The 12,169-nt window shown below is 69.9% G+C and carries 9 protein-coding genes; 7 read left to right on the forward strand and 2 right to left on the reverse strand.

From position 1 onward, the window contains the following. Genes ACSHWB_RS33125 through purU form a run of 4 tightly spaced genes read left to right on the forward strand, consistent with a single transcriptional unit; the run spans nt 1 to nt 4,526 of the window. On the forward strand, nt 1-282 hold the full coding sequence (locus ACSHWB_RS33125) for a sarcosine oxidase subunit delta (RefSeq protein ID WP_089921464.1): 282 nt from the start codon (nt 1-3) through the stop codon (nt 280-282). Further along, nucleotides 279-3,116, forward strand: coding sequence for a 2Fe-2S iron-sulfur cluster-binding protein (locus ACSHWB_RS33130; RefSeq protein ID WP_439657216.1), 2,838 nt, complete (start codon nt 279-281; stop codon nt 3,114-3,116). The genes ACSHWB_RS33125 and ACSHWB_RS33130 overlap by 4 nt, the downstream gene beginning before the upstream one ends. After that, on the forward strand, nt 3,106-3,684 hold the full coding sequence (locus ACSHWB_RS33135) for a sarcosine oxidase subunit gamma (protein ID WP_439657217.1): 579 nt from the start codon (nt 3,106-3,108) through the stop codon (nt 3,682-3,684). The genes ACSHWB_RS33130 and ACSHWB_RS33135 overlap by 11 nt, the downstream gene beginning before the upstream one ends. Continuing rightward, nucleotides 3,684-4,526, forward strand: coding sequence for a formyltetrahydrofolate deformylase (gene purU, locus ACSHWB_RS33140; RefSeq protein ID WP_439657218.1), 843 nt, complete (start codon nt 3,684-3,686; stop codon nt 4,524-4,526). Before ACSHWB_RS33135 ends, purU begins: the two co-directional genes overlap by 1 nt. Here the strand turns inward: purU and ACSHWB_RS33145 are convergent. After that, the gene (locus ACSHWB_RS33145; protein ID WP_439664715.1) at nt 4,523-5,065 is read right to left on the reverse strand and encodes a class I SAM-dependent methyltransferase; all 543 of its coding nucleotides are present in this window, start codon (nt 5,063-5,065) and stop codon (nt 4,523-4,525) included. The genes purU and ACSHWB_RS33145 overlap by 4 nt on opposite strands. Nucleotides 5,066-5,223: 158 nt before the next feature. Between ACSHWB_RS33145 and ACSHWB_RS33150 the strand changes: the two genes are divergently transcribed. Continuing rightward, on the forward strand, nt 5,224-6,498 hold the full coding sequence (locus ACSHWB_RS33150) for an MFS transporter (protein ID WP_439657219.1): 1,275 nt from the start codon (nt 5,224-5,226) through the stop codon (nt 6,496-6,498). A gap of 88 nt (nt 6,499-6,586) precedes the next feature. Beyond that, on the forward strand, nt 6,587-8,644 hold the full coding sequence (locus tag ACSHWB_RS33155) for a fibronectin type III domain-containing protein (RefSeq protein ID WP_439657220.1): 2,058 nt from the start codon (nt 6,587-6,589) through the stop codon (nt 8,642-8,644). 28 nt (nt 8,645-8,672) lie between these two features. On the opposite strand, the gene ACSHWB_RS33160 is transcribed toward ACSHWB_RS33155, so the two are convergent. Then, complete coding sequence (locus tag ACSHWB_RS33160; protein ID WP_439657221.1) at nt 8,673-9,542, reverse strand: XRE family transcriptional regulator; 870 nt, start codon at nt 9,540-9,542, stop codon at nt 8,673-8,675. Nucleotides 9,543-9,737: 195 nt separating this feature from the next. On the opposite strand from ACSHWB_RS33160, the gene ACSHWB_RS33165 reads away from it, so the two are divergent. Continuing rightward, nucleotides 9,738-12,017: a proprotein convertase P-domain-containing protein gene (locus ACSHWB_RS33165; RefSeq protein ID WP_439657222.1), complete on the forward strand. Its 2,280-nt coding sequence runs from the start codon at nt 9,738-9,740 to the stop codon at nt 12,015-12,017. Nucleotides 12,018-12,169 lie beyond the last annotated feature (152 nt).

The raw sequence follows: 12,169 nt of genomic DNA on the forward strand, positions 1-12,169 counted from the left end.
ATGCAACTCATCCCGTGCCCGTGGTGCGGACCGCGCGAGGAAGCGGAGTTCCACTACGGCGGCCAGGCCCACGTCGCGTACCCCGAGGACCCGTCGGCGCTGACCGACGAGGAATGGGCCCGGTACGTGTTCTTCCGGGAGAACCCGAGCGGCCCGTTCGCCGAGCGCTGGAGCCACAACGCCGGCTGCCGGCGGTGGTTCAACGCCGTCCGCGACACCCGCACCCACGACCTGCTGGCCGTCTACCGCGTGGGCGAGCCCATGCCCGAGGTGACCGCATGAACCTCCGCACGAGCACCGGCGGCGCGATCGACCGGGACACGCTGCTGCACTTCACGTTCAACGGCACGTCGTACACCGGGCACCCCGGCGACACGCTCGCCTCCGCGCTGCTCGCCCACGGTGTCCACGAGATCGGCAGCAGCGTGAAGCTCGGCAGGCCGCGGGGCATCGTCGCCGCGGGCTCCGAGGACCCGACGTCGCTGGTGCAGATCGAGGCTCCGTTCTCCGAGCCGATGCTGCTCGCGACCACCGTGGAGTTGTACGACGGGCTGGTCGCGCGCGGGCTGGCGGGCCAGGGACGGCTGTCGTCCGAACCGGACCCTGCCCGCTACGACGCCAAGCACGAGCACTGCGACGTGCTGGTGGTCGGCGCCGGGCCCGCAGGTCTTGTCGCCGCCCTGACCGCCGCCCGCAGTGGCGCGCGGGTCGTGCTGGTCGACGAGCAGAACCAGGCCGGCGGTGCGCTGCTGGGGGTGGACGAGTACCTGGACGACAGGCCGTCGGCGGAGTGGGTCGCGGACATCGTCGCCGAGCTGAAGAGCACACCGGGCGTGCTGGTGCTGGAGCGCACCACGGCGTTCGGCATGTACCAGGACGGGTTCGTGCTCGCCTTGCAGAAGCGCACCGACCACCTGGGGTTCGGTGCGCCGGAAGGCGTTGCGCGACAGCGGGTGTGGCGGATCAGGACGCGGCAGACCGTGCTCGCCACCGGCGCTCACGAACGTCCGGTGGTCTTCGCCGACAACGACCGGCCGGGGATCATGCTGGCCTCCTCCGCCCGCACGTTCCTGCACCGCTACGGCGTGCTGCCCGGCTCGCGCGCGGTCGTGTTCACCACCAACGACAGCGCGTACTGCGCGGCGATCGACCTCGCGGAGTCCGGTGTGGACATCGCGGTGATCGTGGACGCGCGGCCGGAGGCACCAGCGCGGCTGGCGACCGAATGCGCGGCACGGGGGATCGAGGTCCGCGCCGGGCACGTGGTGGTGGGCACCGAGGGCGAAGGCCGGGTGACCAGCGCGCGGATCGCCCCGCTGGCCGTCACCTCGCCGGACGTCACGGTCGCGTGCGACACCGTGCTCGTGTCCGGTGGCTGGAACCCCGTGGTGAGCCTCTTCAGCCAAGCCCGCGGGAAGCTGCGCTACGACGCGGAACTCGGTGCTTTCGTGCCAGGCGAGGAGCTCCCCACCGTGCGCGTCGCGGGATCCGCGACCGGTGAGCTGGACCTGAACGCGTGCGCGCGGCAGGGACGGGACGCCGGTGCGCAGGCCGCCGCCGTCGCCGGTTTCGCGCCGGGTGGCCAGGTGGCGTTGCCCGTGTCGGACTCGCGGTGCACGGCGCGCTCCGGCCTGGTGCTGTGGCGGGTGCCGGGCGACGACGACGCGAGCTTCGTGGACCTGCAGAGGGACTCGACCGTGGCGGACGTGCTGCGGGCGACGGGCGCGGGCCTGCGGTCGTTGGAGCACATCAAGCGCTACACGACCATCGGCACCGCGCACGACCAGGGCAAGACGTCCGGCATGATCGCGGCGGGCATCGTCGCCGAGGCGCTCGGCGTGGAGCTGGAGGAGCAGCGGCCCACGACGTTCCGCCCGCCCTTCACCTCGGTCTCGTTCGCCGCGCTGGCCGGACGTGACCGCGGCGAGCTGCACGACCCGGTGCGCGTCACGGCGATCCACCCGTGGCACGTGGCGAACGGCGCGTTGTTCGAGGACGTCGGGCAGTGGAAACGGCCCTGGTACTACCCGAAGCCGGGCGAGGACCTGCACACGGCCGTGCTGCGCGAATGCCGTGCCACGCGGGAGAGCGTCGGCATGATGGACGGCTCGACGCTCGGCAAGATCGACGTGCAGGGCCGGGACGCCGGCAAGTTCCTGGACATGCTCTACACGAACATGATGAGCACGCTGAAGGTCGGCAAGATCCGCTACGGCGTGATGTGCGGCGTCGACGGGATGGTGATCGACGACGGCACGGTGATCCGCGTCGGCGAGCAGCGGTACCTCGTCACCACGACCACCGGCAACGCGGCGAAGATCCTCGACTGGATGGAGGAGTGGCTGCAGACGGAGTGGCCGCACCTCGACGTGCACTGCACCTCGGTCACCGAGCACTGGGCCACGATCCCGTTGGTGGGCCCCCGATCGCGGGACGTGCTCGCCGCCGTCGCGCCGGGGCTGGACGTGTCCAACGAGGCGTTCGAGTTCATGTCCTGGCACGACACCGAGGTCGCGGGCGTGCCGGCGCGGGTGTGCCGCATCAGCTTCTCCGGTGAGCTGGCCTACGAGATCAACGTGACCGCCTGGCACGGCATCGCCGTGTGGGAGGCGTTGATGGCGGCGGGCGAGCAGTACGGGATCACGCCGTACGGCACCGAGACCATGCACGTGCTGCGGGCCGAGAAGGGCTACCCGATCATCGGCCAGGAGACCGACGCGACGGTCACGCCGCAGGACCTCGGCATGTCGTGGGCGGTGTCGAAGAAGAAGCCGGACTTCATCGGCAAGCGCTCGTTCGCCCGCGCCGAGAACAACCGCTCTGACCGCAAGCAGCTGGTCGGGCTCCTGCCCGTCGACCCCGGCGTGCTGCTGCCCGAGGGCTCGCAGATCGTGGAGACCGACCGGCTGCCGGAACCGCCGGTCCGGATGCTCGGCCACGTCACGTCCAGCTACCCGAGTGCCGCGCTGGGCCGGACGTTCGCCCTGGCGCTGGTGCGCTCCGGCCACGAACGCATCGGCGAGACCCTGTACGTGCCCGTGGAGGACTCGCTGGTGCCGGTCACCGTCACCGAATCCGTGCTCTACGACAAGGAAGGAGCCCGTCGTGACGGCTAGCCCTCTTGCCGCGTGGACTGATCGGCTGGCGGCTCTCGACCCCGTGCTGACGGCCGCGGAGCTGCCGTTCCGTTCCCAGCTCACGGTTCGCGTGTCCGATCCCGGCGCCATAGCGGCGATGGGATCGGCGCTGGGAGTTCCGTTCCCTTCTGCCGCTTGCACTTTCACCTCGGGTCCCGGGCCGTTCGGGGACGTCGAGGTGCTCTGGATGGGCCCGGACGAGTTCCTCGTCGTGGCCTCGCCCGACCTGCAGGTCACGATCGAGGAGGTGTTGCGTGGCGCGCTCGGGACTGTCAGAGGGTCCGTTGTGGACACTTCGGCTCAGCGCACGACCGTGGTCCTTCAAGGGCCGCGGGTCCGGGACGTGCTGGCTCACGGATGTTCCGTGGACCTGCACCCGGCTTCGGCTCCCGGCGGCACTTGCGTGCAGACGCTGCTCGCCAGGACGGGGATCGTCCTGCAGGTGAACGGCGACGACCGGTTCACGATCCTGGTGCGCTCGTCGTTCGCCGAGTACTTCGCGGCGTGGCTCTGCGACGCCTGCACCGAGTACCTGGCGGTGCTGTGATGCCCCAGTTCACCCTGACCCTGAACTGCCCGGAACGGGCGGGGATCGTGCACGCCGTGACGTCGTTCCTGGTCGACCACGGCTGCGACATCGTGCAGCACCAGCAGTTCGACGACGACGTGCGCGGGAAGCTGTTCCTGCGCACGGCCTTCTCCTGCGACGGCGTTGAGGTCGACGACCTCGCGGGGGAGTTCGCGAAGGTCGCGACCCAGTTCGAGATGGACTTCGACCTGTGGGACGACCGGCCACCGCGCATTCTCGTGATGGTGTCGAAGGCCGGCCACTGCCTGAACGACCTGCTCTTCCGCTGGCGTGCGGGCGGTCTCGGCGGCGAGATCGCCGCCGTCGTGTCCAACCACGAGGACCTGCGCCCGATGGCGGAGGCGGCCGGGCTCGACTTCGTGCACGTGCCGAACACCGCCGCCACCAAGGACGCCGCCGAGCTGCGCCTGATCGAGCTCGTCGAGGAGTACCAGGCGGATCTGGTGGTGCTGGCGCGGTACATGCAGGTGCTGTCGAACGACCTGTGCGCGAAGCTCGCGGGCCGCGTGATCAACATCCACCACTCGTTCCTGCCGGGCTTCAAGGGGGCCAAGCCCTACCACCAGGCCTACGACCGGGGTGTGAAGTACGTCGGCGCGACGGCCCACTACGTCACGCCGGACCTCGACGAGGGCCCGATCATCGAGCAGGAGGTGCTGCGCGTGGACCACTCCTACGACCCGCGCGCCCTGACCGCCGCCGGCCGCGACGCCGAAGCCCTCGCGTTGTCGCGGGCCGTGTTGTGGCACTGCGAGCACCGGGTCCTGCTCAACGGCAACGGCACCGTGGTCTTCCGCTAGTCCTTGCGCGCGATCAGCTGGGCCTGCAGGAACCGCTCACCGTCGATCGGTTCCCGCACCAGCCGGCCGACCTCGCTGAACCCGTTCTGCCGCACCAGGTCCGCGAGGGTGGAGGGCGCCCAGCGGTAGGCGGGTGTCACCTTGTGGTCGAACTCCTGGGGCTCCGGGTCGTCGCCCGCGTAGAACCCGAGCATCAGGTGGCCGCCTGGTGCCAGCACGCGGTGGAACTCGGCGAACACGGCCGGCAGTTCGACCGGTGGCATGTGGATGACCGAATAGAACGCCAGAATGCCGCCGAGAGCGCCGTCCTCCAGGTCGAGCTTCGTCATCGACCCCTGTTCGAACCTCAGTTCCGGGTGGGCTTCCCTGGCCAGGGCGATCATCGCGGGGGAGAGGTCGAGACCGTGGACCTCCAGGCCGAGCGAGTGCAGGTGCGCGGTCAGATGGCCGGGGCCGCAGCCGAGATCGGCGACCGGGCCGGTGGTGAGCTCGGCGAACGCGGCCAGCATCGCGCGTTCGAGCGGGCGGGTGTCGAGCATGTCGCTGAACAGTTCGGCGTAGAGGGACGCGACGGGGTCGTAAGGGGTCACCGCGTTACCCTAATGCCCATTCTGATCAGAAGTCAGTGATTTGCTGTTGCCAGTGACCGGCTATTGCACCGTCGACGCAAACCTATTCCCGTGCCTATAGTGCGGCCGTGATTTCCGTGCTGCGCGATCCCGTCTACCGGATTCTGTTCGGCGCCCAGGTCGTCGCGCTGACCGGAACCGGACTGGCCACGGTCGCGCTCGGGCTGCTGGCGTACGACCTCGCCGGACCGGACGCGAGCGCGGTGCTCGGCACAGCGCTCGCGATCAAGATGCTGGCCTACGTCGGGGTCGCGCCGATCGCCACGGCGCTGCTCGGTGCGTTGCCCCGCCGGGCCGTGCTGGTCTCGCTGAACCTCGTGCGCGTGGCCACCGCGGCGCTGCTGCCGTGGGTCAGCGAGGTGTGGCAGGTCTACGTGCTGATCTTCTTGCTGCAGGCGGGATCCGCCGCGTTCACGCCGCTGTTGCAGGCGACCGTGCCGGACGTGCTGCCCGACGAACGCGACTACACGCGCGCCGTCACGTTGTCCCGCATGGCGTACGACCTGGAGAGTCTGCTCAGCCCTGCGCTCGCGGCCGCCGCGCTGGCGTTCGTGAGCTTCCACCAGTTGTTCGTCGGTACGGCGCTGGGCTTCGCGGCGTCGGCGCTGCTCGTGCTCTCTGTCGTCCTGCCGCGGCCGAAACCGTTGCCCCGCAGGCACACCTGGAGCAACGGCATTCGCATCTACCTCGCGACGCCCAGGTTGCGCGGCCTTCTCGCCGTGCACTTCGCGGCAGCTGCGGCGGGTTCGATGGTGTTCGTGAACACCGTGGTGCAGGTCCGCAGTGTGCTCGGGCACGGTCCGGAAGACGTCGCGGTCGCACTCGCGGCCAACGGCGCGGGCTCGTTGATTGCAGCCCTTGCGTTGCCTCGGTTGCTCGACCAGTTCGCGGACCGCGTGGTGGTTCTGCGTGCGGCCGGAACACTGGTGGCGGTGATGTTCGCCGGCGCGTTGTTCGGCGGCTATTGGCCGATTTTGTTGCTGCTGTGGGCATTGATCGGTGCGGGGTGTTCGCTCGCACTCACGCCTGGCGCGCGGTTGCTGCGCCGCAGTGCCGATCCGGCGGACCGGCCCGCGTTGTTCGCCGCGGACTTCTCGTTGTCCCACGCGTGCTGGCTGTTCTTCTATCCGCTGGCGGGCTGGCTCGCGACCGTGGCGGGCATGACCACGGCCTTCGTCGTGCTGGGCACGCTCACAGGAGTCGGTGCGGGCATCGCGCTGAGGCTCTGGCCCACGCACGACCCGGAGGTCGTCGAACACGAGCACCGCGACCTCGCCGGCGCGGTGTGGACGCACTCGCACGAGTTCCGCATCAACGAGGAACACGCGCGTTGGCCGCGGTGAAACCGAAAAGTTAAACAATGCGCTCTCGCATCAGGCAGGAATACGGTTTCTTCACCCCTGCCTGTGAGAAGGAGTTCCACTCATGCGAATGCGCAGCAAAATCATCGCTGCCGCGTGCGGGTCGGTCCTGACGATCGGCGCGCTTTCCGCCGTGCAAAGCGCGGCCGCCGTCCAGCCCGACGCCACGGCTCAGAAGGAGGCACAGCAGAACGAGGCCCACCAGCGGTTCGAAACCCTGTCGCAGGACCTGCGCGGCCAGCTCGCGGGCCACTGGTTCGACTCGTCGGCAGGCAAGCTCACCCTCGCCGTGCCTACCGAGCAGGCCGCCCGGCAGGCACGCGCCGAGGGCGCCAACGCCGTTGTGGTGCAACGCAGTGCCGCGGACCTCGACCGGCTGCTCGGTGAGGTCAGGAAGCTGGTCGGTGACGGCGTGCCCGGTGTGTACAGCTGGGGCGTCGACGTGCGAGACAACCAGGTCGACGTCACGGTCAACGCCTCGCGCAAAACCCAGGCCACCGAACGGTTCCTGGAGAAGGTGCGCGCACTCGGCGGTGGCGTCCACGTCGCGGAGACCCCGTCACAGCCGCAGCAGCAGGCCGGCACCGTGCAGGCCGGCAGCCCGTGGTGGCCGGGATCGGAGACGTACTGCTCCGTCGGGTTCGCCGCGACGGATGCCAGCGGTGGCAAGCACTTCCTGACCGCAGGCCACTGCACCAACGACGCCAACCAGGCGGCGTACGGGCAGATCAGCCAGCAGAACCGGCTCGGCACGTCGAACGTCGGCGGCACCCGCAGCGTCAACGCCCGCGAGGGCGACATGGGTGTGGTCGCGGTGACCGAGTCCGGCTGGAACCTGTCCCCGGTCGTCAACACCTACGGCTCGCCCGCGCTCACCGTCACCGGCTCGGCCGAGGCGATGGTCGGCGACCGCGTCTGCCACTCGGGCAACACCTCGAAGTGGCAGTGCGGTGAGGTCAAGTACGTCAACAAGTCCGTGGACTACGGCGGCGGCCTGGTCATCGAGGGGTTGACCTGGACCACGGCGTGCTCGAAGGGCGGCGACTCCGGCGGCGCGTGGCTGCTCGGCGACAAGGCGGTGGGCCTGCACGACGGCGGACCGTCCCAGTGCGTGCAGAACCCGACCAACGACAGCGACCTCTCGATCTTCCAGCCGGTCAACGAGGCACTGCGCAAGTGGAACCTCACCCTGGTGACCGGTGGCGGCGACACCGCAGCGCCCAGCACGCCCGGCAACCCGCGCTCGACCGGCACCACCGCGTCCAGCGTCGCGCTCGCCTGGGACGCCTCGACGGACAACGTCGCCGTGACGGGTTACGACGTCTACAACGGCAGCACGCTCGCCACGACGGTCACCGGCACGACGGCGACCATCACGGGTCTGAAGGCGGACAACGACTACACGTTCACCATCAAGGCCAAGGACGCCGCCGGCAACGCGTCCGCCGCCAGCGCCGCCGTCACCGCTCGCACCCAGCCGGGCACCGCGGACCAGGAGGCGCCGACCGCACCGGGCAACCTGCGGTCGACCGGCGTCACGGCGTCGAGCGTCGCGCTGGCCTGGAACGCCTCCACGGACAACGTGGGAGTGACGGGCTACGAGGTGCTCAACGGCAGCACGGTCGCCACGACGGTCACGGGCACCACCGCGACCGTGAGCGGACTGAACGCCGACACCGCCTACACCTTCACGGTCCGTGCGGTGGACGCCGCCGGGAACCAGTCGAAGCTGTCGGCGGGGGTCAACGCGCGCACGTCGGGTGGAAACACCGGCGGACGCACGTTCACGAACGACACGGACTATCAGATCCGTGACTTCCAGACGGCCATCAGCGCGGTGCGATCCACCGCCACCGGCGCGGCCCAGAACCCGATCACGGTCAAGGTCGACGCCACCCACACCTGTCTGGAAGACCTGAACGTCACGCTCGTCGCGCCCAGCGGCCGCACCTACCCGCTGATGCGCACGCCCGGCGGTGGCTACAGCTGCCACCCGTTCCCGGCGGGCAGGACGTTCACCGTGGTCCCTGGTGCAGGGGAGACCGCGAGCGGCAGCTGGACGTTGCGCATCGGGGACAACGGTCCCGGTGACACCGGCGTCCTGAGCAGCTGGTCGCTCACGGTCTAGGAGAAGGGCGGACCTGGTGAACGACCGTTCACCAGGTCCACTCGAACCCGTAGCACCCCGGCCCGAACTTCAGTGCCACTCCCAGCACGGAACCGCCGTCGTCGACCTGGACGCCGAACGTCTGCCGCACCCCGTCCGCGTCCTGCACCACCCGGCGGCAGGTGCGCGGCACCGCGTCGAACGTGACCTCCAGGACGTACTCGTGCACCGGCCGCCGGAACTTCCGGGAGTAGTTGGTGGCCAACGGATACGGCGCCTGGTTCACCAGCTCGTGCTCGGTGATCACCGTCTGCCCGCGCCGCAGCGGCGTCCGGAACAGCAGCTCCGCCACCAGCAACCCGTCGGAGGGCCGCGTGACGACCCGCCCGAGCCGGCAGTTGTGCAGCGGCCTGATCGACGGCAGCGGCCGGTCGTGCTCGTCGAGGTGCAGGATCACCACCCACCGGTCCGGCCCGTCCTCCTCCGCGCGCAGCACCTGCCGTGACACGTACGACCGCTCGCCCCGCTCCGGCCCGACGGTCACGCGGTCGTGCTGGCTGATCCGCGTCAGGCGCGAGTCCCAGCGCGTGTCGACGCCGCCGACCACGTCCTCGATCACCGAGGGCTTCGGCCAGAACGCGCTGATGGAGCTCTGCAGGCGGCTCCCGCGCAACGGGGGAGCGAGCAACGCCGACAACGCGCCCGCCTCCAGCGTCAGCACCTCCTCCAGGTGCGTGACGGCGGCGAGCGAGGCGCGGCGTTCGGGACGGCTGCGGCCCGTCTGCCAATAGCTCAGCGTCGCGAGGCTCACGGACACACCGCGGCGGGCGAGGTGGTCGCGGATCCGTTCGAGCGACAGGCCACGCGCCAGCACCGCGTCCCGCAGCGTGGACGCGAAGTCGGGCATCGGGAGCGACATCGTTGTCTCCTTCCGGCGGGTGCGCCGACGCTATCCCTCTTATGGCGCAACGGAGGCCGGGACTTAAAAGTGAAATCGGACATCGGGGCAACGCCGCACGTCAACGGTGACGACAACCATCCGAAAGACAGGATGTCCGGCGCGACCACGGCGGCTACGGTCTCCTGACCCTGCATCCTGCGAAGGAGCCCGAAAGTGCGAAGAAGAAGATCCTTGCTCGCCACCGCACTGGTGGCTGTCACGACGGCGGCGCTGGCCCTCCCTGCGGCCTCCGCGCCCGCACTGGCAGCCGGGTGTTCCGGCACCAACGACAGCGACGTGGCGATCGGCGACAACCAGACCGTCGAGTCGCCCCTCGTCATCTCCGACTGCGCGTCGGCTCCGTCCGCCACCGCCACGGTCCCGGTGAAGATCGTCCACACCTACATCGGCGACCTCCAGGTCAGCCTGGTCGCCCCGGACGGCTCCGCCTACGTCCTGCACAACCGCTCCGGCGGCTCCGCGGACAACATCGACCAGACCTACACCGTCGACCTGTCGGGCGAGACCTCGAACGGCACGTGGAAGCTGCGGGTCAACGACAACGCGAACAACGACACCGGCCGCATCGACACCTGGTCGCTGAACCTCGGCGGTTCGAACCCGGCCAACGACTTCTCCGTCGCCGTGTCGCCGACCTCCGGTTCGGTGGCGGCGGGCTCGACGGCCTCGACCACCGTGCAGACCCAGACGACGGCGGGCGAGGCCCAGACCGTCGCGCTGACCGCGACCGGACTGCCCTCCGGCGCGACGGCGTCGTTCAGCCCCTCGTCCGTCACGACGGGCTCGAGCTCCACGCTGTCGATCAGCACCGCGACGTCGATCTCGTCGGGCACCTACCCGATCACCGTGCGCGCCGCGGGCACCGCCACGAGGACCGCGACCTACACGCTGACGGTCACGGGTGGCACCGGCCCGCAGATCCCGGACATCGACATCAACGCGGTCAAGGCGCACCTCGCGCAGTTCGGCACGATCGCGTCGCAGAACGGCGGCAACCGGCGTTCCACCTCGGCCGGCTACCGCGCGTCGGTGACCTACGTGAAGGACAAGCTCACCGCGGCGGGCTACTCCGTCGTGGAGCAGCCCTGCACCTCGGGCTGCACCAGCGGCGCCGGCCCGAACGTCATCGCGGAATGGCCCGGTGGCAACGCGAACAACGTCTACATGTTCGGCGCCCACCTCGACGGCGTGTCCGCGGGCCCCGGCATCAACGACAACGGCTCCGGCTCGTCGGCGTTGCTGGAGACCGCGCTCGTGCTCGCGCGCACCAACCCGTCGATGCTGAACAAGGTCCGCTTCGGCTGGTGGACCGATGAGGAGCAGGGCCTCAACGGCTCCCGCTTCTACGTCTCGCAGCTGCCGACCGCGGAGCGCACGAAGATCAAGACCTACCACAACTTCGACATGGTGGGCTCGACCAACGGCGGCTACTTCATCAACAACATCACCAGCACCCAGTCCACGCACATGAAGGCGTACTGGGACTCGCTGGGCCTGCAGCCGGAGGAGAACACCGAGGGCCGCAACCGTTCCGACGACGCGTCGTTCACCAACGCCGGCATCCCGGCGTCCGGCTACGCCATGGGCGCCAGCGCGCGCAAGACCGCGGCCCAGGCGACGAAGTGGGGCGGTACCTCGGGTGCCGCGTTCGACCCCTGCTACCACGCGTCGTGCGACACCACCGCGAACATCAGCGACACGCACCTCAACCGCGCGGTCGACGGCATCGCCTACACCCTGTGGAAGTCGGCCGTCGGCACCGGCACGCCGGGCGCCGACTTCTCCGTCTCGGTGTCGCCGACGTCCGGTTCGGTCGCGGCGGGATCGTCCGTCTCGGCCACCGTCGGCACCACGACGGTGAGCGGTGACGCGCAGACCGTGCAGCTGTCCGCGTCCGGACTTCCCTCCGGCGCGACGGCCTCGTTCAGCCCGGCCTCGGTGACCACCGGGTCGAGCTCGACGCTGACGATCAGCACCACGGCGTCGGTCGCGGCGGGCACCTACCCGGTGACGATCACCGCGGCCGGTTCGGCGTCCCGCACGGCCACCTACTCGCTGACCGTCACGGGCGGCGGAGGCGGTAGCTGCTCCGGCACGAACCCCAACGACGTCGCCATCCCGGACGCGGGCGCCGCGGTCGAGAGCAGCGTCGTGATCTCGGGTTGCTCCGCCACGCCGTCCGCCAGTTCGGTCGTGACGGTCCGGATCGTCCACCCGTACATCGGTGACCTGACGGTGGCGCTCATCGCGCCGGACGGCAGCTCCTACAACCTGCACAACCGCACCGGTGGTTCCGCCGACAACATCGACCGCACCTTCACGGTCAACGTGTCGGGCGAGACCTCCAACGGGACGTGGAAGCTCCGCGTCCAGGACCTCGGCGCGGCCGACGTCGGCACGATCGACACGTGGGGCATCAACCTGGCCCCGTAACGGGACAGGCACAGCTCGTCGCGGGGATCGCCACGTTCGTGGCGGTCCCCGTTCCTGTCTGCTCGGCGACGCGGGTCACGTCGATCGGCCTGAGTGGCATCTTGGTTTACGTGTGGAATGGGCCTTCTGGGATGCCACTTGCCGGGCGAGCA

It is taken from the genome of Lentzea sp. HUAS TT2, assembly GCF_051853195.1.
Taxonomy (GTDB): Bacteria; Actinomycetota; Actinomycetes; order Mycobacteriales; family Pseudonocardiaceae; genus Lentzea.

Excerpts from the sequence above, each read along its gene's own strand:
- ACSHWB_RS33155 (WP_439657220.1), top strand. The coding sequence starts at position 6,587 with ATGCGCAGCAAAATCATCGCTGCCGCGTGCGGGTCGGTCCTGACGATC.
- purU (WP_439657218.1), top strand. The coding sequence starts at position 3,684 with ATGCCCCAGTTCACCCTGACCCTGAACTGCCCGGAACGGGCGGGGATC.
- ACSHWB_RS33145 (WP_439664715.1), bottom strand. The coding sequence starts at position 5,065 with ATGCTCGACACCCGCCCGCTCGAACGCGCGATGCTGGCCGCGTTCGCC.
- ACSHWB_RS33130 (WP_439657216.1), top strand. The coding sequence starts at position 279 with ATGAACCTCCGCACGAGCACCGGCGGCGCGATCGACCGGGACACGCTG.
- ACSHWB_RS33160 (WP_439657221.1), bottom strand. The coding sequence starts at position 9,542 with ATGTCGCTCCCGATGCCCGACTTCGCGTCCACGCTGCGGGACGCGGTG.
- ACSHWB_RS33125 (WP_089921464.1), top strand. The coding sequence starts at position 1 with ATGCAACTCATCCCGTGCCCGTGGTGCGGACCGCGCGAGGAAGCGGAG.